This is a genomic window from Parabacteroides caeci (assembly GCF_023656795.1).
In the GTDB taxonomy this organism is placed as follows: domain Bacteria; phylum Bacteroidota; class Bacteroidia; order Bacteroidales; family Tannerellaceae; genus Parabacteroides; species Parabacteroides segnis.
Genome location: NZ_JAMOKT010000001.1, coordinates 143,136 through 167,537, shown reverse-complemented (window position 1 = coordinate 167,537; position 24,402 = coordinate 143,136). Strand labels below are relative to the sequence as shown.

General features: G+C 43.5%; 19 protein-coding genes. 3 read left to right on the top strand and 16 right to left on the bottom strand.

What is annotated here, in order from left to right:
• Positions 1-376: 376 nt before the first annotated feature.
• The 16 genes from NBH15_RS00620 to rfbA form a co-directional block, all read right to left on the bottom strand.
• Positions 377-2,620 carry a GH92 family glycosyl hydrolase gene (locus NBH15_RS00620; RefSeq protein WP_195585699.1) on the bottom strand — a complete coding sequence of 748 codons (2,244 nt, stop codon included), beginning with the start codon at positions 2,618-2,620 and terminating at the stop codon, positions 377-379.
• 128 nt (positions 2,621-2,748) lie between these two features.
• Complete coding sequence (locus tag NBH15_RS00615) at positions 2,749-4,923, bottom strand: beta-N-acetylhexosaminidase (protein ID WP_250821740.1); 2,175 nt, start codon at positions 4,921-4,923, stop codon at positions 2,749-2,751.
• Between the two features lie 454 nt (positions 4,924-5,377).
• A complete protein-coding gene (gene rplT / locus NBH15_RS00610; protein ID WP_005635321.1) occupies positions 5,378-5,722 on the bottom strand; it encodes a 50S ribosomal protein L20 in 345 nt (114 codons plus the stop codon).
• A 106-nt stretch (positions 5,723-5,828) separates the two neighbouring features.
• On the bottom strand, positions 5,829-6,026 hold the full coding sequence (rpmI, locus tag NBH15_RS00605; protein ID WP_128133450.1) for a 50S ribosomal protein L35: 198 nt from the start codon (positions 6,024-6,026) through the stop codon (positions 5,829-5,831).
• Positions 6,027-6,076: 50 nt separating this feature from the next.
• Positions 6,077-6,727 carry a translation initiation factor IF-3 gene (gene infC / locus NBH15_RS00600; RefSeq protein ID WP_250821739.1) on the bottom strand — a complete coding sequence of 217 codons (651 nt, stop codon included), beginning with the start codon at positions 6,725-6,727 and terminating at the stop codon, positions 6,077-6,079.
• Between the two features lie 33 nt (positions 6,728-6,760).
• Positions 6,761-8,716 carry a threonine--tRNA ligase gene (gene thrS, locus NBH15_RS00595; RefSeq protein ID WP_186959646.1) on the bottom strand — a complete coding sequence of 652 codons (1,956 nt, stop codon included), beginning with the start codon at positions 8,714-8,716 and terminating at the stop codon, positions 6,761-6,763.
• 154 nt (positions 8,717-8,870) lie between these two features.
• Positions 8,871-11,000, bottom strand: coding sequence for a tetratricopeptide repeat protein (locus NBH15_RS00590; protein WP_250821738.1), 2,130 nt, complete (start codon positions 10,998-11,000; stop codon positions 8,871-8,873).
• A 255-nt stretch (positions 11,001-11,255) separates the two neighbouring features.
• Positions 11,256-11,582: an acyl-CoA carboxylase biotin carboxyl carrier protein subunit gene (locus NBH15_RS00585; protein WP_007657087.1), complete on the bottom strand. Its 327-nt coding sequence runs from the start codon at positions 11,580-11,582 to the stop codon at positions 11,256-11,258.
• Positions 11,583-11,611: 29 nt separating this feature from the next.
• The gene (locus NBH15_RS00580; protein WP_250821737.1) at positions 11,612-13,159 is read right to left on the bottom strand and encodes an acyl-CoA carboxylase subunit beta; all 1,548 of its coding nucleotides are present in this window, start codon (positions 13,157-13,159) and stop codon (positions 11,612-11,614) included.
• A gap of 19 nt (positions 13,160-13,178) precedes the next feature.
• Positions 13,179-13,736 carry a peptide deformylase gene (gene def / locus NBH15_RS00575; protein ID WP_128133454.1) on the bottom strand — a complete coding sequence of 186 codons (558 nt, stop codon included), beginning with the start codon at positions 13,734-13,736 and terminating at the stop codon, positions 13,179-13,181.
• A 3-nt stretch (positions 13,737-13,739) separates the two neighbouring features.
• Positions 13,740-14,162, bottom strand: a complete 423-nt coding sequence (gene ruvX, locus NBH15_RS00570) for a Holliday junction resolvase RuvX (protein ID WP_244051015.1) — start codon at positions 14,160-14,162, stop codon at positions 13,740-13,742.
• 69 nt (positions 14,163-14,231) lie between these two features.
• Positions 14,232-15,629, bottom strand: a complete 1,398-nt coding sequence (locus NBH15_RS00565; protein ID WP_128133455.1) for an undecaprenyl-phosphate glucose phosphotransferase — start codon at positions 15,627-15,629, stop codon at positions 14,232-14,234.
• A 100-nt stretch (positions 15,630-15,729) separates the two neighbouring features.
• Positions 15,730-16,866: an OmpA family protein gene (locus NBH15_RS00560; RefSeq protein ID WP_250821736.1), complete on the bottom strand. Its 1,137-nt coding sequence runs from the start codon at positions 16,864-16,866 to the stop codon at positions 15,730-15,732.
• A 112-nt stretch (positions 16,867-16,978) separates the two neighbouring features.
• Positions 16,979-18,130 (bottom strand): GDP-mannose 4,6-dehydratase, encoded by a 1,152-nt coding sequence (gmd, locus tag NBH15_RS00555; RefSeq protein WP_128133457.1) that lies wholly within the window; start codon positions 18,128-18,130, stop codon positions 16,979-16,981.
• A 13-nt stretch (positions 18,131-18,143) separates the two neighbouring features.
• Positions 18,144-19,217: a GDP-L-fucose synthase family protein gene (locus tag NBH15_RS00550; RefSeq protein ID WP_250821735.1), complete on the bottom strand. Its 1,074-nt coding sequence runs from the start codon at positions 19,215-19,217 to the stop codon at positions 18,144-18,146.
• Entirely contained in the window at positions 19,214-20,089 is an 876-nt protein-coding gene (gene rfbA / locus NBH15_RS00545) for a glucose-1-phosphate thymidylyltransferase RfbA (RefSeq protein ID WP_186959654.1), read from the bottom strand. Before rfbA ends, NBH15_RS00550 begins: the two co-directional genes overlap by 4 nt.
• Positions 20,090-20,252: 163 nt before the next feature.
• On the opposite strand from rfbA, the gene NBH15_RS00540 reads away from it, so the two are divergent.
• The 3 genes from NBH15_RS00540 to NBH15_RS00530 all read left to right on the top strand — a co-directional run bounded on the left by NBH15_RS00540 (position 20,253) and on the right by NBH15_RS00530 (position 24,391).
• Positions 20,253-20,831, top strand: a complete 579-nt coding sequence (locus NBH15_RS00540; RefSeq protein ID WP_128133459.1) for an HdeD family acid-resistance protein — start codon at positions 20,253-20,255, stop codon at positions 20,829-20,831.
• 240 nt (positions 20,832-21,071) lie between these two features.
• Positions 21,072-23,069, top strand: coding sequence for an OPT family oligopeptide transporter (locus tag NBH15_RS00535; RefSeq protein ID WP_128133460.1), 1,998 nt, complete (start codon positions 21,072-21,074; stop codon positions 23,067-23,069).
• Between the two features lie 8 nt (positions 23,070-23,077).
• A complete protein-coding gene (locus NBH15_RS00530; RefSeq protein WP_010802952.1) occupies positions 23,078-24,391 on the top strand; it encodes a SpoIID/LytB domain-containing protein in 1,314 nt (437 codons plus the stop codon).
• The last annotated feature ends 11 nt before the right edge of the window (positions 24,392-24,402 follow it).

Here is a 24,402-nt window from a genome sequence, read left to right as displayed (position 1 = left end):
AAAGGTCATTGGAGTGACTAAAAAAAACGATCGTTTTTTCTAGTCACTATATTTTGCCTAATTTTTGTTAACCTATGATTGGAGCGGCTTTTTGAAAAAATCGAATTAAAACATTGAGGAACAAATAGATAATTTCTCAGAAACTCTTTGTATTTCAATAAATATCACTTACATTTGCAGCACAAAAAAATGACTAGAAAAAACGATCGTTTTTTCTAGTCATTTTGAATTATCCCCCTTTCATCTTTTCAAAAGATTTTACATTCAGTAACAAATTCACCTATCAATCTCTACGCTCATAATACAGTTTCCTAAATACAAAAAGCCCTGAGAAGTTCATTACTCCCCAGGGCTCCCTTACGATAATTTATTTTTCTTACTTATGCGTATCTTCCAAAATAAATTTAAGCGTTCCGGCATTTACCAATTCTTCCTGAGAAATGGTATAGCCTTTTAGCTTCTTTCCGTCGGCTGTTACTTCTTTAATATAGATGTCTTCCGGATTGTTATGCATGGATTCGATTACTAACTCACCTTTCGGATAGAATTTCTTATTCAAATCGATGGTAACCTTGTTAAAGGTCGGCGAAGTCAGTACATAATCCATATCGCCAGGACAAGCCGGATAGAATCCCATCATAGAGAAGACAGCCCAGGTTGACATGGTTCCGGTATCGTCATTGCCGGGAAGACCGTTCGGTGCATTATGATAGTATTTACTTAACAATTCACGAACGAGCTTCTGTGTACGCCAGGCATCACCTTTGAAATAACTGAACAGATATGGATAGGCGATATCCGGTTCGTTTGCCATATCGTAATGGCCTTCGTCGAATACCATCTGCAATTTGTCTACAAATTTCTTCTGGCCTCCCATCAGCTTAACCAGACCGGGGATATCGTGGGGAACATAGAAAGTATAGTTCCAGGCACTTCCTTCATGGAAACCGGGATTGGGTTCGAAGTTTTCACCTTGTTTAGGGTTGAAGGGAGAATAGAATGTTCCATCGGGCAGAATCGGACGAAGCGTACCGAATTCTTTACTGTAATAATGTTTATAGCCCATTGAGCGGTCATAGAAGAGTTTTGCATCTTCCTTCTTTCCCAATGCTTTAGCAAACTGGGACAGGTTCCAGTCAGCTATATAATATTCCAAAGCATGGGATACGGAGTTGTCGTATTGTTCACGAAGCGGAACATATCCTTTGCTCATATAATCGTTATTGTCCGGACGAAGCAGGTTGAACTCACCCGGTGTAGTAGCTCCTTTACGCATCGCTTCGTAAGCTGTTTCTACATCGAAATCACGAAGGCCGCGCATCCAGGCATCTACTATATAAGGTATGGAAGGATCACCTTCCATCGTGAGGGTTTCGCGTCCGTATAGTTCCCACTTAGGCAACCAGCCGCTTTCCTTATACATATCGACCATGGTACGGATGATATCGAGCTGACGTTCGGGGAAAAGCAAGGTCATCAAAGTACTTACGTTACGATAGGTATCCCACAAAGAGAATACGGTGTAACGGTTTCCGGTAGTATGACCTACTTTCAGGCTTTCCATCATCGGGTATTCACCGTTCACATCCTGAATAATGTTCGGATGAATCAGCAGGTGATATAAAGCGGTATAGAAAATTGTCTTGTCGTCTTTGCTACCGCCTTCTACCTTTACACGAGACAGGTCGCTGTTCCACATATTGCTGGCGGTTGTCCTGACTTTATCGAAATCGAAACCGGGTTGTTCCGTATTCATGTTGAGACGGGCGTTTTCGATGCTGACAAAAGAGACACCCATCTTGACTTCGATGGCTTCGTTTTCTTCCGTATCATAGGTGAACCATACACCGACATCGTCACCGCTCATTTCACGGTTATACTTGGTATATAGTTTGTATTTGCCTGAATAGACATCCCATTCGGCTTCCACACCTTTCATTTCACGCTGTTTCTTCCAGTATCCCATCGACTTGGGAGCCTTGCTGACCTTCATTACGAAATAGATCGGGAAAACGGCCTGCGGGTTATAACAGAAAGTTCCCAGCAACTTGCTTCCTTCAATCTCGGTTTCGTTGACGATACGAACGGTTGCTCCGGTTTCGTTGGTCAATCCTTCTCCCAGGTTCAGCAGAATATTCCCCTGCCCTTTCGGGAAAGTGAAACGGCTAAGGCCGGTACGCATACTGGCTGTCGCTTCGGTCTTGATACCATATTTTGTCAGGACATTGCTATAATAACCGGGATGGGCTACTTCATCCTTATATTTGCTACCATATTCCCGGTAATCGACTTTCAGTTCGCCGGCGGTCGGCATCAATAACAGACTGCCTAATTCGGGACAACCTACCCCACTCAGGTTTACATGGGCAAAACCTGTCATGTAGTCATTATCGGCGGAGTATGGAGTGGACCACCATTGGCTGTCTTTATCGAAGCGGTTGCTCTCCGATCCCATCACATTGAATGGAGTGACACTCATCATACCCTGGGGACAGATGGCTCCGGGATTAGTAGTCCCGTAGTTGCTGGTCCCGATAAAAGGGTTTACATAATCTACCGGCTGTTGTGCTGCCGCCATCAGGCTACCACACAGCAGGAGGCTCATTACTTGCTTCTTCATTCTCGATTTATTTAGTTAATTAATAATATGCTAATTTGAAAATGTGCCAATATGCCAATGAGATACATATGCATTCATTCTTAGAATCGGCACATTGGCATATTTACCACATTGGTTCATTATTCTTCTTACCATACGACGATCTCATCCACAAAGATGAATCCCTTATTCGCTTCATCAGCCTTCAGACGGACATAGCGGGCTTTCCAGTCTCCCTGGAAGAGATATTCCTGGAAAGAAAGTTCGGGATCTTTATTGGAGATGGTGGTCGGGATAATTCCCTGTGAAGTGAAATTCGTTCCATCTTCGGATGTCAATAACTCGACTGTAGCCGGTTGGAAAACTCCCGGCCCGATCAGTTGCATGAAACGGGCGGATACTTTGTGAATATCGGTAACTTCTTCCATATCGATCACACAATCAAGGTCGTTCAGGTAGCCCTGCCAACGACCATCCAGATAGGTCAGTCCTCCCCGATAACCATCGAGCAGCGCATTCATACCGCCTGCCATATAATCGGGATACAACTTACTATTATAATGTATAGGTTTGTTGATGGCGCGGTGGTAATCGACTTTCTTCTCGGTCGGGGTTCCCTGCAACTGACCATTACTGAAAATGGCTGCTTTGATATAAGCTGAATCCTTCACCAGAATCATCCCGTCGTAAACTGTGGAGGAGGCTGTCGGGACAGTACCGTCCGTCGTATAACGGATTTCTGCCGGATACTTTTCGGCATCCAGGTAGACTTCAATCTGTTTGCTGACCGTATCGACCTTCATCGTTACTTCCAGTTCGTCGGAAAGAGTAAATGTATTGATGCCCATCTGCTGTAATTTTGAAATATGAGCATTCATACGGGGTTTGAAGTCATTCCATTCACGCTTTTCCTGAGGCGACCAGGCTATTTCAGCCAAAGCCAAAGCACGAGGAAACATCATATATTCCAGATGTTGTTCGTTCGGAATATATTCTGTCCAGGTATTGGCCTGTACTCCCATGATGTGTTTACTTTCTTCGGCAGTCAGTGAGTCGACCGGAATCGGATTATAACTATACACTTTCTTAATCGGAGTATATCCGCCGATAGCATAAGGTTGTGTTTTCGGATCAGCCTGGTAGAAGTCAAAATACATATAATTACCCGGTGTCATCACCACGTCATGTCCCATACGGGCAGACTTAATGCCACCACTTTCGCCACGCCAGGACATAACGGTAGCCTCCGGAGCAAGGCCACCTTCCAGTATCTCATCCCAGCCGATCAGCTTACGGCCTTTAGAGATCAGATGTTCCTCTGCCTTATGTATCATATAACTTTGCAGTTCATCCACGCTTTTCATGCCATTCTTTTTCATCAAAGCCTGACATTTAGGACAGGTTTTCCAGGCACCTTTACCGGCTTCGTCCCCTCCTATATGAATATACTCGGATGGAAAAAGTTCGATCACTTCATCCAGTACGTCTTCCATAAAGGTAAATGATTTCGGATTACCGATACAGAAATCTCCATTCTTATAAGGCTGACCGGAACAGCTAAACTCCGGATAAGCAAACAGGACCTCTTCCGAATGACCGGGAAATTCGATTTCCGGCAATACATTAATATGTTTAGATACTGCATAGGCAACGATCGCACGTATATCGTCTTTGGTATAATAACCGCCATAGGCTCCCGGAGTTCCTTCAGGAAGATATTTGCGGTCTTTTCCATCCCACCACTTCCGCCAGTCGGATTCGGTACGGAAAGCGGCATCAGTAGTCAGTTTAGGATATTTATCCATCTGGATACGCCATCCTCCTGCATCCGTCAGGTGAAGATGCAGATTATTCAGCTTATAAAAGGACATCACGTCCAGCAACTTGAATACTTCTTCTTTGGGAAAGAAATGACGCGACACATCCAGGTGCATCCCTCGGTACTTGAACCGAGGCTCATCCTGTATGGTGACATAAGGGATTCCCTGGGGAGAAAACAGCTGACGGAGTGTCTGTTCGCCATAGAACAGACCTGTCTCGGTAGCCGCTTTCAGGTCGATACCCTTTTCATTCACTACAAGCTGGTATCCTTCCGGATTTCCACCTATTGACTCATCCACGATAAAGCGGACATTTGCAGGCTTTGCTGTAGAAAAAACAGCAGCACTGTCGACTTTCAAAAAGCCTCCTGAAGCACTAACCTGTGCAGGCAGCGGGATTACATTCAGTTGCACAGTCTCTTTCGGAGAACAGGCAACAAGAAGCAAAGAGCATACTACAGTAACACCCGTCATCGCTATGCGCGATTGTTTTGGCAGTAACATAATAATCAGTTTTTGTGTATTTATTCTTGGTGCGGTAAATATACAAAGAAAAAGGGAAAATCCCGTAAGAGATTTTCCCTTTATATGAGAAGAAAGCCGCACCGTAGATATGAACAAACTCCGTATGACAGGATTTGAGTGCTTTGCCACCTTTGTAATCCGCTGTGCGATGCATGCCCCGAAGGGTGCGGCCCGCCATTAGCGACAAGAGCGTTGTCTCGGAATTAAAATAAACTGATGAGTTTCCCAATCGAACAAGTGCGGCTAACTCATTTTTCTTATCACAAAGATATGTAAAGCCTTTGAATCTTCCAAACAAAATGTCAACAATTTCCCCTTAAATAATGAATAAAAAAGTGAAGTCTCAGTGTTTCAGAAGGTATGAATTGCAAAAAGCTAACAAAAAAGGGTCCCGAAACCGGAACCCTTCTCTTATTGACATTTATATATCAATTTACTTTACTTTTGCAACGATAGCTTTGAAAGCTTCCGGATGGTTCATAGCCAAGTCGGCCAACACCTTACGGTTGATTTCAATTCCTGCAGCATGCAAAGCTCCCATCAAACGAGAGTAAGACATACCTTCCAGGCGAGCAGCAGCGTTGATACGCTGGATCCACAATGCGCGGAAGTTACGTTTCTTGTTACGACGGTCACGGAATGCATAAGTCAAACCTTTTTCCCAGGTATTCTTTGCTACGGTCCACACATTCTTACGTGCACCATAATAACCTCTGGTAAGTTTTAAAATCCGTTTTCTTTTTGCTCTTGAAGCAACATGATTTACTGATCTAGGCATAATTCTAATCTGTTTTGAATGTTAGCGTCATCCTTTATGATGATCTTACTTGCTAAATACATTCGGTTAATAAAAATCTTTGTAAAACTCGCTTAATTTAAGAAGATTACTTCATGCCAAGCATTAGCTTAACACTGCTTACATCAACAGTAGCAACAAGGCCAGTGTGAGTAAGGTTTCTCTTAGCTTTTTTAGTCTTCTTAGTCAAAATGTGACTTTTAAAAGCGTGTTTTCTTTTGATTTTTCCTGTTCCGGTAAGGGCGAACCTCTTTTTGGCACCGGAATTAGTCTTCATCTTAGGCATTTTCCAATTTTGTTTTAATTATTAAACTTGACACCCTCTACGGGCGTTTTTTATTCTTTATTTTCTTCAGCGTCAGATTCTGTCCTCGGCTTCAGGGTTATCACTTTCTTAACCACAGGCTTTGCCGGTCCAGATCCCACAGATGCAGGTTTCGGAGCAGCTGCTGTAGCCGGTGCCCCTGCTTTTTTAGGTGTCAGCATGATGATCATACGTTTACCTTCCAAAACCGGTAGCTGTTCTACTTTACCGTAGTCTTCCAAATCATTAGCAAAACGAAGCAATAAAACTTCACCCTGCTCTTTGAAAAGAATGGAACGTCCTTTAAAGAACACATATGCTTTCACTTTAGAGCCTTCTTCCAGAAATCCTTTAGCATGCTTCAGTTTGAAGTTATAATCATGATCATCTGTCTGAGGTCCGAAACGAATCTCCTTCACAACAACCTTCACAGACTTCGCTTTTTGCTCTTTCTGTCGCTTTTTCTGCTGATAGAGGAATTTCTGATAATCGGTTATTTTACAAACGGGGGGCGCAGCATTGGGTGAAATTTCTACCAGGTCCAATCCCTGATCTTCAGCCATTTTTAATGCCTGAGATGTAGGAAATACACCTTGTTCTACATTGTCACCTACTAAACGAACTTCACGAACACGAATACGTTCGTTGATTCTGTACTGTTCTTTCAGATTGTCATTCTTCATTCAAAAAGATTTATTCTCCTCGTTATTAGTTATTTACTTGTTTTTATTTTGCCAACGATTCATCATGTCCTCTACTTCATCGTTCAAAAGCGCTGCAAAGGTAGCAATTTTCATCGAACCTTTATCACCTTCGCCCTGTTTTCTTACAGAAACTTCATTATTTTCTGCTTCTTTTTCTCCGACGATGAGCATATAAGGAATACGTTTCAATTCATTGTCACGAATCTTACGACCGATTTTTTCATTTCTGTCATCTACCAAAACACGAATGTCCTGTTCTTCCAGCTGACGGGCGATGTCCCATGCATATTCATTGAACTTCTCACTGATAGGCATGATACATACCTGATCCGGAGTCAGCCACAACGGGAATTTACCTCCTGTATGTTCGATCAGCACGGCAACGAAACGTTCCATTGAGCCAAACGGTGCACGGTGGATCATTACCGGACGGTGTTTTTTGTTATCTTCACCTGTATATTCCAGCTCGAAACGTTCCGGCAGGTTATAGTCTACTTGGATAGTTCCCAGCTGCCAGCGGCGACCGATAGCATCTTTCACCATAAAGTCGAGTTTCGGACCATAGAAAGCTGCTTCACCATATTCGATCTTCGCTTTCAGACCTTTTTCCTGACAGGCTTCGATAATAGCGGTTTCAGCTTTTTCCCAGTTCTCTTCCGAACCGATATATTTTTCTCTGTTTACTTTATCACGTAAAGAAATCTGGGCTTCGAAGTTTTCGAAATCGAGCGCTTTAAAGATGATAAAGATAATATCCATTACTTTCAGGAATTCATCCTTCAACTGATCCGGACGGCAGAACAGGTGGGCGTCATCCTGCGTAAAGCCACGTACTCTCGTCAAACCGTGCAACTCACCGCTCTGTTCATAACGGTAAACCGTACCGAACTCTGCGAAACGCAAAGGCAGGTCTTTGTATGAACGCGGAAATGCTTTGAATATCTCACAATGGTGAGGACAGTTCATCGGTTTCAACAGGAATTCTTCGCCTTCCTGCGGAGTATGAATCGGCTGGAATGAATCCTTACCGTATTTTGCATAGTGGCCTGATGTTACATACAGTTGTTTGCCTCCGATATGCGGAGTCATTACCTGCTGGTAACCGTATTTCTTCTGGATACGTTTCAGGAAATCTTCCAGTTTCAAACGCAACTGAGTACCACGGGGCAACCACAAAGGAAGACCTGCTCCTACTGCGGTAGAGAATGTGAATAACTCCAGTTCCTTACCGATCTTACGGTGGTCACGTTTTTTGGCTTCTTCCAATAATGCCAGATATTCATCCAACATTTTCTTTTTCGGGAAAGTGATACCATACAGACGAACCAACTGTTTGCGTTTTTCATCACCACGCCAGTAAGCACCGGCCACGCTCAGAATCTTTACAGCTTTCAGGTAAGATGTGTTAGGTAAATGCGGACCACGACACAAATCTGTGAAAGAGCCTTGTGTATAGGTTGTGATCGTACCGTCTTCCAGTTCACTGATCAACTCAGTTTTATATTCTTCACCTCTGTCACCGAACATTTTCATGGCATCAGCCTTGGTAATGTCCTGACGTTTGATTTCTTCTTTTTTAGCTACTAACTCCAGCATCTTTGCTTCGATTGCTGCGAAATCACCTTCTTTGATTGTAGCTTCACCCGGATCTACGTCATAGTAGAATCCATTCTCGATAGCCGGACCGATACCGAACTTGATGCCAGGATAAAGTTCCTGCAGTGCTTCAGCCATCAGGTGAGCACTTGAGTGCCAGAAAGCATGTTTACCTTCTTCATCATCCCACTTTAGCAGCTTCACAGTTGAATCCTGCATAATTGGACGAGACAGGTCCCATGTTTCTCCGTTCACACTTGCGGCCAAAACTTCCTGAGCCAAACGGGAACTGATGCTTTCTGCGATCTGCATAGCACTTGTTCCTTCGGCGTATTCTCTTACGGAATCATCCGGAAATGTAATCTTTATCATAATCTGTTCTCTATAATTCTTTAATTAGCATGCAAATTTAGCATTCTTTTTCGTAAAATGATCTTTTTAAGTCAAAAGATATATGCTTTAAACCCAAAACAGACATGTTTTGTTGGGAAACATGTCTGTTTTGAACCTAAAAAGCTTATTCAGATCAATTGCTTGTCATACGTTTGATGATACTGTAGGCATTGATAATACCTAATTCACCAGCCTTACTCAGGTCCGCAATACCTTGATTGGCATCACCCAGAGAGAGATGAGCCAGTCCGCGGTTAAAATAAGCCTCTGCAAAATCAGGGTCACGTTTGATCGCCTCATCATAATCCTGTATGGCCGCACGGAAGTCACGCTGCACACAACGCAGGTTTCCGCGGTTGAAATAGGCATACACAAATCCGGGGTTCAAACGGATAACCATATCGTAATCACGTGTAATCAACTCATGCTCGTAAGCCTTCCTTTTATCCTTCACTTCGGCCGATCTAGGATCAGAAGGAGCTTTCGGCTGTGTCGGACTCTGCCCCATCTTAAAGTTCATACTACCCATAGAGGCTGACAAGTCATCGGTTGTAGTAGTCTGGGACATATCATAAACCAATTGTTTGTAACGTACCACTGCACGGTTGAAATAAGCCATCGTATAGGTCGGATCAAGTTCAATAACCTTATTGAAATCTTTGATAGCTTCCGTAAAGTCTTGCACAAGCATATAATCTACAGCCCGACCAAACCACGCATCCGCATTTCCCGGCTGGGCTTCTATCTTCGCGGAATAATCATTGATCGAGGCAAAGTGAACCGAAATCTGATCTTCCGTAAGGGCAGCCTCTTCATTGGTTATGCGTAATTTGCGCGATAAAACCATACGGGCATTATATTCTTCGATCGTCTTGCCGTAATAAACAATTTTCTTGATCGGATCAATCTTTTCGTAATAAGTCAGGACAAACTGAGGTTCGATATCTACGCGGACATTACGATCCTGCACACGTCCACGGACATCACTCTGGTATTTATTCCTGCGTTCCTCTTCCTTGTCATACACCACCAGGCGATTGAATTTACTGATGTTCTTATCTGATTTCTCACGTGTATTTTCACCTTTGTCATCCGAAGAAGAAGCATTACTATCCTGTCCAGTCGTATTAGTAGAGGCCATGGCATTTCCACCCTGCGCGGACTGGCGGTCCTTCTTGGAATTGTTTTCCATTTCAATAGCGGTCCAGTAGTCGCGATCGGCACCTACCAGGTCATTCATTTTACGCTTTGCTTCGGAACGGCTGTAATAACCCGGAGTAAAATTCGGATATTGACCTAAAACAACATCGAAGTCCTGAACGGAACCGCGATAGTCACCTGTTTCGAAACGCAGGAGAGCACGGTTATAATAAGCCATATAGTTATCCGGTTCTTGCTGGATCACCACATCGAAGTCTTCGATAGCACGGTTGTTATCGCCTACCTGATAACGAAGCAGTCCCCGGTTAAAGCGAGCAATCAGATTATTTTTATCCATACCGATTACCTGATCGTAATCATCCATCGCACCACGGAGGTCATTCATCTGGTAACGTACCAGACCACGATTGATATAATAGCCACTTTCACGGGTATTCAGGCGGATAGCCTCGTTCAGATCCGCCAAAGCACCTTTCAGATTATTAGTTTGATAAAGCAGGATCGCACGGTTACCATAGGACGGAGCATAATAAGGGTCCATTTCAATAGCCTTATTATAGTCGGCAAGCGCTTTTACCGTGTCGCCTTTCTCGGTGTACATAGCACCGCGGGTCAGATAATTCATCGAATATTTAGGATGCGCTTTCATCAGCACATCGAATGTCTTTTCGGCATCATCATAGTCTTTCCGTTGGATATTGGCTACGGCTTTATTGACAAGCATCTGGCGGTCTTCGGGTTTAAATTCAAGACCTTTGTCGTAATCGGCAATCGCTTCGGCATATTTTTCCTGGCTCTGACGAGCAATACCGCGGGCATAATAGGCCTGGACCAGAAATGGATTCCGCTGGAGACATAATGTACAGTCTTCTTCCGCTCCCTTGTAGTCGTCCAGATTGATCTTGGCAACAGCGCGGTAGAAATAGGGCTCCGCGATCCAGGGTTTTGCTTTAATGACTTGATTGAAATATTGTATCGACAATACGTAATCTTCAAAATACAAGGCATTACGTCCGATAGCCAGAACACGATCCGTATTGATCTGCGCTGACATCGCCAACGAACATGCTACAAACATCAAAAAGAGGAATATTTTTTTCATCAGATTGCCTTAAGTGTTAAAAAGAGGCATGCCAAAAGGTTTCAACAGACTTTTGACACCCCTCTTTATTCAGCGAACAAAAATAAGCAATTCATGTGAATGTTAAAACGGTTCGCAGCAAAAATAATCCTCAACAAACCGTAATCAAGCCAAAAAACTTAAATTGAGTGCAAAATGTATCAAATAAAAAGGTTGCACCAGTGTATAAACACTACTGGCACAACCTTTTCGCACGTATTATGAAATAACCAAATTTTACTTCGGCTGTATTTTTACCATCAAATGATCTTTTGCGATCTTATCTCCTTCGGTTACATCCAACTCGGTAATCACTCCGGATACCGGAGCGACGATCCGATTGTACATCTTCATCGCCTGATGAATGAGGAGCAACTGGCCGGCTTCAACTTCCTGCCCTTTTTCCACATAGATCTTCACGACAGTCCCCGGAAGAGTCGAAATCACATCACCGACGAAGGGCTTATGCCACATCTTACGGTTCTTATATTTCTCTGTCAGCAGTGTTTTGTATTTACGGGCGGTAACTACAAAATCTACATATTCGTTTTCTTTATTTTCCATATTTTCAAAAAGTATATGTACGGATTTAATTAGAACGGAGGGATTCCGTGCTTTTTAGCCGGTCTGTATTCCTCTTTCAAAATAGAAAGTTTCAGAGCGTGAAGCAACAACGCACGTGTTTCTTTCGGCTCGATAACAGAATCGATAAATCCTTTCGAAGCTGCCACATAAGGATTAGCGAACTTCTCGATATACTCTTTCACTTTTTCCTGACGCATTGCATTCTGGTCTTCAGCTTCCATGATTTCCTTACGGAAAATAATGTTGGCTGCACCTTCCGGTCCCATAACGGCAATCTCTGCGCTCGGCCATGCAAACATAAAGTCGGCACCCAGGTGACGCGAGTTCATCGCAATGTAACCACCACCGTAAGCCTTACGCAAGATTACTGTGATCTTAGGCACAGTTGCTTCCGAATAAGCATACAATACTTTTGCCCCGTGACGGATCACACCGGCATGCTCCTGGTCTACGCCCGGCAGGTAACCCGGCATATCTTCCAAGGTAATAATAGGAATATTGAATGAGTCGCAGAAACGAATGAAACGGGCTGCTTTGTCGGCACTGTCGCAATCGAGTACGCCGGCCAGCACCATCGGCTGGTTAGCAACGAAACCGACTGTTTCGCCTGCCATACGACCGAAACCGATCACGATATTGGCAGCCCACAGTTCCTGAATTTCCAGGAAGTCGGAATCATCGACGATGCATTTGATAACGTCACGAACATCGTACGGCTGTTTCGGATCAGCAGGAACAACTTCTTCAATGTTCAGCATCGCTGTCGGTTCTTTTGGCTCAGTAGTCTTGGCACGCTGCTGGTTATTCCAGGGGATAAAGCTGACCAGACGTTTAACCTGTTCGAAACAGTCCTGTTCGCTCAAGGCATAGAAATGAGCATTACCTGTTGTTTCCGCATGAACACGGGCACCGCCCAGGTCTTCCATAGAGATGTCTTCACCTAAAACAGTCTTGATCACATTCGGACCGGTGATAAACATCTTGGAGATATTTTCAACCACGAACACGAAGTCTGTCAAAGCAGGTGAATAAACAGCACCACCGGCACACGGACCCAGAATCAATGAGATCTGAGGGATAACGCCTGATGCGATTGTATTTCTATAGAATATTTCACCATATCCGGCCAAAGCACCAACACCTTCCTGAATACGTGCACCACCTGAGTCATTGATACCGATAATCGGACATTTCATCTTCAATGCATGATCCATGATCTTGGTGATCTTACGAGCATGTTGCAAACCTAATGAACCACCGGCTACAGTAAAGTCCTGTGCGTAGATACATACCGGAGCACCGAAAATAGTACCTGTACCTGTAACTACACCATCACCCGGAAAATCTTTCTTATCCATTCCGAAGTCACGGCCATCGTGCTTTACAAACAAATCGTACTCATGAAAAGAGTTCTTGTCCAGCAAGAAAAGAATACGATCACGGGCAGTAAGTTTACCCATTGCGATCTGCTTTTCGATAGCAGCCTCGCCTCCCCCCATCTCAACGACGGCTTTCTTCTCCCTGAGGGCCTGAATGTTTTTACTTAAATCTGTCATATTATTTAATAGATTTTTATTATTTACCGACAGCTTTTGCTCTGTATGAACAACGAGCAGTCCCTTTAATAATACTATTTAGTTTTCCTTTATTCAACTGGCGGCGGATAGCCGAAACATTGTCGATAAATACATGGCCTTCCAGATGCTCGCATTCGTGCTGTACCACACGGGCAGCAAAACCATCTACCACCTCGTCATGTACCTCCCAGTTTTCATCAAAATATTTCACCCGAATTTTGCTGGCACGGGACACTTTCTCATGTACGCCAGGAAGGCTCAGACAGCCTTCTTCCATAGAAATCTCTTCTTCACTGCTTTCAACGATATCCGGATTAATCATCGCACGCTTGAATCCCTTACATTCAGGGAAATCATCTCCCATCACATCAGCATCGATCACAAGCAAACGAATCGACAACCCAACCTGGGGAGCGGCCAAACCTACTCCATCGGCATTGTACATCGTATCGAACATATTAGCTACTAACTGCTTTAATTCCGGATAATCCCTGGGTACATCTTCAGCCTCTTTTCTTAACACAGGCTGACCGTATAAGTATACTGGTAAAATCATAAACTATAACTGATATTTTTTATTTTCTAAATATGATTGAAGGATAATAACTGCACTGATCTCATCCACCAGGCCTTTATCCTGTCTTTTTTTCTTCTTCAAACCTCCGTCGAGCATTGCCTTGTGCGCCAGGACAGACGTGAAACGCTCATCATAATATTCAACCGGAATATCCGGAATGGTCCGTTTCAGATGTGTCACGAAAGCCTCTACATGCTTCATGTTTTCCGAAGGCTCGTTATTCATCTGCTTCGGCAAGCCAACCACGAATAAATCGACCGGTTCTTTTGCCACATAAGCAGATAACCAGGAGACCAATTCTCCACTCGACACCGTTGTCAGACCGTTTGCAATCATCTGCAAAGTGTCTGTAGCTGCCAACCCAGTCCGTTTCCGGCCATAATCAATTGCTAGTATCCTTCCCATCGGCTGCAAAGATAGCACAAATATGCATTTGTATTACACAAATACACAAAAAGTGTGCAATTTATAAGTTTAATAGGCATTCTTTTCACCTTTAGACATGTTCAGAATCGTCACCACGATAATCTTCAGGTCCAGAAAGAACGACCAGTTCTCGATGTACCATACATCCCGTTTCACACGTCCTTCCATCTGTTCGAGCGTCTTGGTTTCTCCCCGATAACCGGTTACCTGCGCCCATCCCGTCACTCCGGGTTTTACCAGATGGCGCACCATATATTTATCGATAAGAGCCGAATATTGCTCAGTGTGTTTCAACATATGAGGACGAGGGCCCACTACCGACATCTCCCCTCTTAATACATTGATAAATTGAGGAAACTCATCCAGATTCGTACGCCGAAGAAAATCTCCGATACGGGTTTTACGCGGATCATCTTTCGCTGCCTGCAATTTATCAGCATCTGCATTGACCCGCATTGTCCGGAATTTATAACACTCAAATTCCTGCCCGTACAAACCGGTACGCTTTTGCTTGAAAAAAATAGGACCCGGAGATGTTGCTTTTATCAATATTCCTATAACAATATAAAGTATCGGATAAATGGTCAGTAAAACACCCAAAGAAAAAAGAATATCAAAAGTTCTCTTTAATGCCCGGTTGTAAGCAGCCTGCAAAGGTTCACGGCGAACTGCCAATAATGGAATAGACTCCATTATTTCCATAACAAGACTCTTCTTTATATTCCTGTAAAACTCCGGAACAATATAGAAACGGATCATATGCTTTTCAGCAAAATTCATTATCCGCAATATTTTCTCGTCTTGCGTTCCTGGCAAAGTACAATAGATTTCGTCTATATCATTAGCCAATACATACTTTTCCACTTCATGCGTCATACCCAGGTAATTCGGCAACACACTTTGCAAAGACAGATTATCATCAAAAAACCCCATGATACTAAATCCATAGGAAAGATCATCCTTCATAACCCGATACAATTCCATACCGTTCTTACCTGCTCCTACAATAATAATTCTTTTAAAATTATGTCCTTTTCTACGGTACATCTTTAGTGTAACGCGAACAAACACTCTCCAAAGAGCAAAAATTATAACCGTTACAGCAAAATAAACCAGCAGAAATGTAGCCAGGGCATCCCCTATATTCAGAAAGATAAGACAAGTAGCAAACAGAAAGACAAATATAGAAACCAACGCAAAGGCACGCTGTACAATCTTGTCAATAAAAACAACAGCCACATGCAATTGCATGGGAACAAAATAAAGGGCAAAGAAATAACAGAAATTCAATAAGAGAACAACCTCTCTCAAACTATAGGATATAGCTTTTGTATAAAATTCCCCCAATCCATAATAGACAGCGAAGAACAATAGATTTAATACAACTAAATCTCCCATTCCTATCAGCCACTGGATAAGGTAACCATGTTTTTTGTCGAATTCCATAACTGTGTTCTAAAATTCCACAAAAGTAATGAATATTCTGTGCAAAAAAAAGGCCGCACAATAGAATGTGCAGCCTTTTTCAGATATAATTAAAAATAAATTAATTATTAGCAGACATGATAACAACACGGTTCCAGTTGTTTTCGCTGTACGGCTGTTCGTCAGAACCTCTCCATTCGATAGTAATCTGGTTAGAGTTGATACCGTATTTTTCGATCAATTCTTTAGCAACGGCTTTAGCACGTTTTTCAGAAAGACCCATGTTGTATTTAGAAGTACCTGTGTTCTTATCAGCATAACCGATAACCTTGATCGGAGCATTGTTTGCCTTCATGAATTCAGCAGTGTTGTAAATACTGATCTGCTGGTTCTTATCGATCTTAGAACTATTCAGACGGAAGTATACTACATTGTCAACATAGTTGTTTACAACATTAGTTACAACTTCTTCGCATTCAGGACAAGATTCCGGACGTTTGCTCAGTTCATCGTTAGCAGCACGCAAAGAGTTGATCTGATTGTTCAGGTCGTTCAACAAAGCGTAATCCATCGGTTCCAATACTTCGAAATCAGTTTTACCCAGTTTGAATGTCAAACCTGCGCTCAACTGAGCGATACCGTCTGTCAGGTGGAACATGTTAACACGATTGAACTGTTCGTTCAGCAAAGAACCCTGAACTTCCACGTTCAAATCAACACGTTTGCTCAAACGGAAAGCAGTAAGGATACCAGCATTCAATGTCGGAGATTCTGTTCTTGCACGACCCTGGTTTTCGAAACGCTGTGCATAACCGAAACCAACCCAAGGAATCAAACGGAATACTCTCTTTTCATTATAAACACCCCAGAAATTAGTTACATCCCATAACAAGTCTACATGAGCTGCTGCATATTTATTATGCTGCATGAACTCTGCATTGTCACCTTCAAATCCGTGAAGGATACCGCCGTTCAACTGAGTACGGAAAGCCAAATACGGATTGAACCACTTACCAAACGAGAACTGAGGTGCAAAATTCAGACGGTTGCCAAAATCTGCTTTATTATTTTGGTCACCCAATAACATACTTGCACCACCGGCAACAGAAATAAACCAATTATCGCCAGCTTTGTTTTTCTTGAAATTTGTCTTATAACCTTTTTCAGTACTAAAACCAACTTGTGGTTTAAATTCCTGTGCTGACACAGAGAAAACAAAACCTGACAATAAAGCTAAAAGTAATACTTTAGTCTTCATATTCATCAACTTTTTAATTAAACAATCAATTACCTTAAATAACGCTCAAATTTAGAGCAAAATTAAATCTTTTTTTAACTAAAACAAAATAAATCTATGTTTTGTTCTTAATTTATTCAAAATAATTCAGAATCTTATATCCACCTTCTTTCAGGTAGGACTCTTTTTTCATCAACTTAATATCATTCTGCATCATATCCTGAATAAGAGCATCGAGGGTGTATTTCGGCTCCCAACCCAAACGGGTACGAGCCTTCGTTGCATCCCCGATAAGTAAGTCAACCTCGGTCGGACGGAAGTACTGAGGGTCAATACCAACCACCTCTTCACCTATCCGTTCTTTAAACTTTTCGAGATAAGCCTCACCTACTTTCTCTATAAACATTTTTTCGTCAATATAGTTTAATACTGCGACCTCATTAACATTTTCGCCTTTAAAAATGACTTCTACTCCTATTTCTTTAAATGCTTTACTGATAAAATCACGAATAGTCGTCGTTATCCCGGTAGCAATAACATAATCAGAGGGTTCATCCTGCTGAAGAATTGCATACATGGCACGGACATAATCCTTAGCATGTCCCCAGTCACGTTTGGAAGATAAATTCCCCATATAAACTTTTTCCTGCATACCCAAAGCAATACGCGAAACGGCACGAGTTACTTTACGGGTAACAAAAGTTTCTCCGCGAAGCGGCGATTCATGATTAAACAGAATACCGTTGGAAGCATGCATTTTATAGGCTTCACGATAGTTTACCGTAATCCAATAACCATATAATTTCGCAACAGCATACGGGCTTCGGGGATAAAAAGGTGTCGTTTCCTTTTGAGGCACTTCCTGAACCAATCCATATAATTCGGATGTAGAAGCCTGGTAAATACGGGTTTTAGGGATCAGGTTCAGCAGACGTACCGCTTCAAGGATACGCAACACCCCCAGACCATCAGCATTCGCCGTATATTCAGGAGTATCGAAACTTACTTTCACATGGCTCATAGCTGCCAGGTTATATATTTCGTCAGGCTGCACTTCACCGATGATACGGGTAAGGTTCAGGCTGTCGGTCAGGTCGCCATAATGAAGGATCAGGTTCCGGTTCTCCACATGAGGGTCCTGATAAAGATGATCGATACGGTCTGTGTTGAACATGGATGAACGACGTTTGATACCATGCACCGTATATCCTTTTTTTACAAGATATTCTGCCAGATAAGCGCCATCCTGCCCTGTGATACCTGTTATTAAAGCTACTTTACTCATTTATACGAATTTATTATTGTTTGTCTAAATACCAGTTGTATAAAAGTTCCACACCTTCGGCAACCTCTATTTTATGATGCCATCCCAAAGCGTGCAGCTTACTTACATCTGTCAGTTTGCGTAATGTCCCATCGGGTTTGGAAGCATCAAAAGCCAGTTCACCTTCAAAACCGATCTTTTCCTGAATCAGCGTAGCAACTTCTTTTATAGATAACTCTTTTCCCGTACCTATATTTATATGTGTGTTGCGCACTTCATTTCCCTCCGGACGCACATTCGGGAAATCGATGTGTTCCATAATATAAACAGAAGCATCTGCCATTTCTTCACTCCAAAGGAATTCACGGAGTGGTTTTCCGGTTCCCCACAGCTGCACTTTTCCCGGATAAATACCGTATTTAGCTAAAATAGCCAGGATGTCATTATCCGTTGCATTCCCGGTCACTCCTTCTACAGGACGTGCATTCAAATCTTTGCGCAAAGCCTCCCAATTATCGGTATGAAGGCATTTGCCCAGATGAATCTTACGGATCATCGCCGGAAGCACATGCGAAGTCTCCAGATTGAAATTATCGTTCGGACCATACAAATTAGTGGGCATCACTGCGATATAGTTCGTTCCGTATTGCAGGTTATAGCTTTCACACATCTTTATACCGGCAATCTTTGCGATGGCATAGGGTTCATTGGTATATTCCAACGGAGAAGTGAGCAGGCAATCTTCGGGCATCGGCTGCGGCGCTTCGCCCGGATAAATACAGGTGCTGCCTAAAAACAGTAACTTCTTTACATTATTAATATAGGAAGCATGGATCACATTATTCTGGATCATCAGATTTATGTAAATGAAATCCGCACGATACCGGCTGTTTGCCATAATACCGCCAACATGGGCAGCAGCCAAAAAGACATACTCCGGTTTTTCCGTCGCAAAGAATTCATTTACCGCACACTGATTGGTCAAGTCCAGTTCTGTATGGGTACGCAAAACAAAGTTTGTGTATCCTTTCTGCTGCAAGTTCTTCAGGATAGCAGAACCGACCAGGCCACGATGACCGGCTACAAATATTTTACTGTCTTTATTCATTCCTTTATCAACTTCAATAAATATTGGCCGTACTGGTTCTTTATCATCGGAGTTGCTGCTTCTTTCAGTTTCTCGTCATCGATCCAACCTTTCCGGTAAGCGATTTCCTCCAGACAAGCCACTTTCAGTCCCTGTCGTTTTTCAATCACCTCCACAAATGTAGAAGCCTCCGAAAGCGAATCGTGCGTACCGGTATCAAGCCAGGCGAAACCGCGTCCTAATAACTGAACTTTCAACTCTCCGTCTTTCAGGAACTCCTGGTTTACGGTTGTAATCTCCAGTTCTCCGCGTGCCGACGGCTTGATTTGTTTTGCCACTTCGACCACTTTATTCGGATAAAAATAGAGTCCGACAACAGCGTAATTCGACTTGGGGTTCTTCGGTTTTTCTTCAATGCTCAGCACGTTTCCATCCTTGTCAAATTCAGCAACGCCATAGCGTTCCGGATCGTTTACGTAGTAACCGAAGACAGTTGCTTTTTGTTCGTTCTCCACATTGTTAACGGCCTCTTTTAACATAGCCGTAAAGCTCTGTCCGTAAAAGATATTGTCGCCTAACACAAGGCAAACCGAATCATTACCAATGAATTTATCCCCTATAATAAAAGCCTGTGCCAAACCATCGGGCGAAGGTTGTTCGGCATATTCAAAATGCACGCCATAATCCGAACCGTCTCCCAGCAACCGCCGAAACCCGGGTAAGTCCTGCGGGGTAGAAATGATCAGGATCTCCCTTATCCCGGCAAGCATCAATACAGACACAGGATAATAGATCATCGGTTTATCATAAATCGGCAACAATTGCTTGGATACTCCTTTGGTTATTGGATACAAACGGGTTCCGGAACCTCCGGCCAGTACAATTCCTTTCATAAAACAGACTTTTAATTTTACTTAATACGGGGCAAATGTATATAAAATATTTCATTTTGAAGGCATGGAGGAAATACAATCGGCACCCTTAATTTACTTAATCGTGAAACCTTTCTTTCTTACGGTTTGTTACAGTAGAAATAATTTTTAAAGGTAACTTGATATGAATACATTTGACGAAAGAATCAGTTCCGCTGTAAAGAACTGGTGGGTTTCACTTTTACTGGGATTATTATATATCCTGATCGCAATATGCCTGATGTTCACACCGATGGCAAGTTATGTGGCTTTAAGCCTTTTATTCAGCGTCGCCATGTTCGTAAGCGGTACGCTCGAAATCCTTTTTGCCGTGTCGAACCGGAAGCACATTTCGAGCTGGGGTTGGTATCTGGCAGGTGGTATTATCGACCTGATACTGGGTATTTACCTCATGGCTAGTCCGGGACTGAGCATGACCGTACTGCCGTTTATCCTGGCGTTCTGGCTAATGTTCAGAGGCTTCTCTTCCACAGGCTATGCCATGGACCTGAAACGGTTCGGAACCGGAAACTGGGGTTGGTATATGGCCTTCGGTATCCTGGCAATCATCTGTAGCATCGCTATCATCTGGCAACCGGGATTGGGCGTATTCACCCTTGTTTATATGATTGCTTATGCACTTCTTATCATCGGTATCTTCCGTGTAATGCTTTCTTTCGAACTAAGAAGCCTGCACAAAAGAGCGACAACTCCGCTACAGTAAAGTTTTTTCCCCACTCGAATGGGACTTTTTCCCCACACGCATGGGTATTATTCCCCACATGCATGGGGCATTTTCCCCACCTATGTCAAAAAGGTGGGGATTTTGTTTCACTAAATATCCCTGTCTGTCATTCTTCCAGCCTTAATCATTTGTTCAATAAAAAAAATAACGTAGTTTTGTACTTGTATAGATACAGAAAAACACATTTGGGATTAAATCTAACTAAAAATAATACTCACAGTGAAAAAGGAAGATGAAGAAAAGGTAAGCGGGCTACCCGAAAATGCCTACAGAGAACTCAAAGAAGGAGAAGTATTTAACCCGATTATGTCACCTCAAAAACAATACAGGGAAGTAACCCCCTGGTCTGTATTCTGGGGACTTGTCATGGCTGTCATATTCAGCGCGGCTGCCGCCTATCTGGGATTGAAGGTCGGACAGGTGTTTGAAGCAGCTATCCCGATTGCCATCATTGCCGTCGGACTGTCGAGCGGTTTCAAACGAAAAAATGCATTGGGAGAAAATGTGATTATCCAATCTATCGGAGCCTGTAGCGGTGTAATCGTAGCCGGGGCGATTTTTACTCTTCCTGCCCTGTATATCCTTCAGGACAAATATCCGGAAATTACCATCAACTTTTTTGAAGTATTCATGAGTTCGCTGCTGGGCGGCATACTCGGCATTCTTCTGTTAATCCCGTTCCGGAAGTATTTCGTTTCGGATATGCATGGCAAATATCCGTTCCCGGAAGCAACAGCAACCACCCAGGTGCTTGTTTCGGGCGAGAAAGGTGGAAGCCAGGCGAAACCGCTTATTCTGGCGGGTTTGATCGGAGGTTTATACGATTTTATTATTGCCACTTTCGGTTGGTGGAGCGAAACTGTCAGCACGCGCATTGTCGGAGTTGGTGAAATGCTGGCCGACAAAGCGAAAGTCGTGCTGAAAGTTAATACAGGTGCCGCTGTACTGGGACTCGGTTATATCATCGGATTGAAATATTCCATGATTATCTGTGCCGGTTCATTCCTTGTCTGGTTGGTCATCATCCCGCTGATGTCTGCCATCTTCGGTACAGACGTATTGACATTCGGTAATGACGCTATTACCGCAACAGTCGGAAGCATGAGTGCCGAACAAATCTTTACGACCTATGCCCGCCATATCGGTATCGGTGGTATCGCAACGGCCGGAGTTATCGGCATTATCAATTCATGGGGAATTATCCGCGGGGCCGTCGGACTGGCAGCCAAAGAACTGAAAGGGAAAAATACGGAAGCAGACACAGCCACAGTACGCACACAAAAAGACTTATCGATGAAGATTATCTCAATCGGTATTTTTGCTACGCTGATTGTTACTTATCTGTTCTTCCATTTCGGAGTATTGGATAACTGGTATTATGCCTTAATCGGGTTGTTGATTGTCGGGATTATTGCCTTCCTGTTCACGACTGTTGCCGCAAATGCCATTGCTATTGTAGGAACAAATCCGGTGTCGGGTATGACGCTGATGACATTAATCTTATCGTCCATCATTCTGGTGGCTGCCGGACTGAAAGGAACGGCCGGTATGGTTTCGGCCCTGATTATCGGAGGTGTTGTCTGTACGGCACTTTCCATGGCAGGCGGTTTCATTACCGACCTGAAGATAGGTTACTGGCTGGGAAGTACGCCTGCTAAACAGCAGACATGGAAATTTCTCGGCACCTTAGTCTCTGCTGCAACAGTTGGCGGTGTAATCCTTATCCTGAACCAGACGTACGGATTTACGACCGGGCAGCTGGCCGCACCGCAGGCTAATGCAATGGCAGCCGTTATCGAACCGCTGATGAGCGGTTCGGGAGCACCCTGGGTGCTGTATGGCATCGGTGCCGTACTGGCTATCGTTCTGAACTTCTGTAAAATTCCGGCACTGGCATTCGCATTGGGTATGTTTATCCCGATGGAACTGAACACTCCGCTGCTGATCGGTGGAGCCATCAGCTGGTATGTAGGAAGCCGCAGCAAAGACCAGGCATTGAATACGGCCCGTTTGGAAAAAGGAACATTACTTGCATCCGGTTTCATCGCAGGTGGTGCCTTGATGGGAGTTATCAGCGCAGCTTTACGTTTTGGTGGCATCAACCTGCTGAATGAAAAATGGTTGGAAGGGAACTTTGCCGAACCACTGGCTGTTGTAATGTATATTGCATTGATGGCTTATCTGGCGATAAGTTCATTGAGCGCGAAAAAAGAATAAAATAAAGAATGGATGCACCGTTAGTTAATGTTGGAATTATGACAGGGAAGGCTCTCTCTTTCGTATTCAATGGAGAATATATCCATACGGAGAGCAGTTCCTTCCTGACGGGAGAACAACGCGCATTGTTTGTAAACGGAAATATCGTCTATAACGGCAAGCTCTACAAGGAACTTTTCTTTGAACCGGCTTCGCCCCAATCATCGTTCGACCTGAAAGCTGTGACAATCGGAGTAGACTTCCACTGGCAACGCCAGGAAGACCAACGCTTCAAAGGAGCACTGAACCTGGTGGCAACAAATGACGGGATTGTTGTAATCAACAGTATTGACGTTGAAGAATATCTGACAAGCGTGATTTCGTCTGAAATGAGTGCCACAGCATCAAAAGAGTTGTTGAAGGCACACGCCGTAATCTCCCGCAGCTGGCTACTGGCGCAGATAGAAAAGAATTTCCGCCTGGGTAACGCTTCGGAAAAATATGAGAGTTGCCATCGCGACAATAACCAATTAATCCGTTGGTACGACCGCGAAGATCATACCATGTTCGATGTGTGTGCCGACGACCATTGCCAGCGTTACCAAGGCATAACCCGTGCTTCTACCGAAATCGTACAGGAAGCGGTCCACGAAACACGCGGCGAGATACTGACCGATGGCGAATCCATCTGCGACGCACGTTTCTCTAAATGTTGCGGAGGCGTGACCGAACAGTTCGAACACTGTTGGGAGCCGGTGCCCCACTCCTATCTGACAGTTGTACGGGACAGTAAAGAGACTTCTTATCCCGACCTGACCGACCCGATTGAAGCGGAAATGTGGATACGTAATTCTCCTAACGCATTTTGCAACACAACAAAGAAAAAGATACTCAGCCAGGTCTTGAACAACTATGATCAGGAAACGATAAATTTCTATCGCTGGAAAGTGTCTTACACCCAGGATGAGCTGTCCGAACTGATTCATCGTAAAAGCGGCATTGACTTTGGCGAAATACAAGACCTGGTACCATTGAAAAGAGGTACTTCCGGACGTATCGAAGAGTTACAGATCGTGGGAACCCGCCGTATTTATACTATCGGCAAGGAACTGGAGATACGGCGCACTTTATCGGAAACCCATCTGTACAGTTCCGCCTTTGTGGTAGACAAAGAAGATATACGCGTTCGTATTCCCCAACGTTTCGTACTGACGGGTGCCGGCTGGGGGCATGGCGTAGGACTTTGCCAGATAGGTGCAGCCGTCATGGGTGAAAAAGGATATGCTTATACAAAAATACTGGAACATTATTTCCGGGGAGCATTCATAGAGAAAAGGTATTAATCTAAAAAGGT

Excerpts from the sequence above, each read along its gene's own strand:
- NBH15_RS00620 (WP_195585699.1), bottom strand. The coding sequence starts at position 2,620 with ATGAAGAAGCAAGTAATGAGCCTCCTGCTGTGTGGTAGCCTGATGGCG.
- NBH15_RS00615 (WP_250821740.1), bottom strand. The coding sequence starts at position 4,923 with ATGTTACTGCCAAAACAATCGCGCATAGCGATGACGGGTGTTACTGTA.
- rplT (WP_005635321.1), bottom strand. The coding sequence starts at position 5,722 with ATGCCTAGATCAGTAAATCATGTTGCTTCAAGAGCAAAAAGAAAACGG.
- rpmI (WP_128133450.1), bottom strand. The coding sequence starts at position 6,026 with ATGCCTAAGATGAAGACTAATTCCGGTGCCAAAAAGAGGTTCGCCCTT.
- infC (WP_250821739.1), bottom strand. The coding sequence starts at position 6,727 with ATGAAGAATGACAATCTGAAAGAACAGTACAGAATCAACGAACGTATT.
- thrS (WP_186959646.1), bottom strand. The coding sequence starts at position 8,716 with ATGATAAAGATTACATTTCCGGATGATTCCGTAAGAGAATACGCCGAA.
- NBH15_RS00590 (WP_250821738.1), bottom strand. The coding sequence starts at position 11,000 with ATGAAAAAAATATTCCTCTTTTTGATGTTTGTAGCATGTTCGTTGGCG.
- NBH15_RS00585 (WP_007657087.1), bottom strand. The coding sequence starts at position 11,582 with ATGGAAAATAAAGAAAACGAATATGTAGATTTTGTAGTTACCGCCCGT.
- NBH15_RS00580 (WP_250821737.1), bottom strand. The coding sequence starts at position 13,159 with ATGACAGATTTAAGTAAAAACATTCAGGCCCTCAGGGAGAAGAAAGCC.
- def (WP_128133454.1), bottom strand. The coding sequence starts at position 13,736 with ATGATTTTACCAGTATACTTATACGGTCAGCCTGTGTTAAGAAAAGAG.
- ruvX (WP_244051015.1), bottom strand. The coding sequence starts at position 14,162 with ATGGGAAGGATACTAGCAATTGATTATGGCCGGAAACGGACTGGGTTG.
- NBH15_RS00565 (WP_128133455.1), bottom strand. The coding sequence starts at position 15,629 with ATGGAATTCGACAAAAAACATGGTTACCTTATCCAGTGGCTGATAGGA.
- NBH15_RS00560 (WP_250821736.1), bottom strand. The coding sequence starts at position 16,866 with ATGAAGACTAAAGTATTACTTTTAGCTTTATTGTCAGGTTTTGTTTTC.
- gmd (WP_128133457.1), bottom strand. The coding sequence starts at position 18,130 with ATGAGTAAAGTAGCTTTAATAACAGGTATCACAGGGCAGGATGGCGCT.
- NBH15_RS00550 (WP_250821735.1), bottom strand. The coding sequence starts at position 19,217 with ATGAATAAAGACAGTAAAATATTTGTAGCCGGTCATCGTGGCCTGGTC.
- rfbA (WP_186959654.1), bottom strand. The coding sequence starts at position 20,089 with ATGAAAGGAATTGTACTGGCCGGAGGTTCCGGAACCCGTTTGTATCCA.
- NBH15_RS00540 (WP_128133459.1), top strand. The coding sequence starts at position 20,253 with ATGAATACATTTGACGAAAGAATCAGTTCCGCTGTAAAGAACTGGTGG.
- NBH15_RS00530 (WP_010802952.1), top strand. The coding sequence starts at position 23,078 with ATGGATGCACCGTTAGTTAATGTTGGAATTATGACAGGGAAGGCTCTC.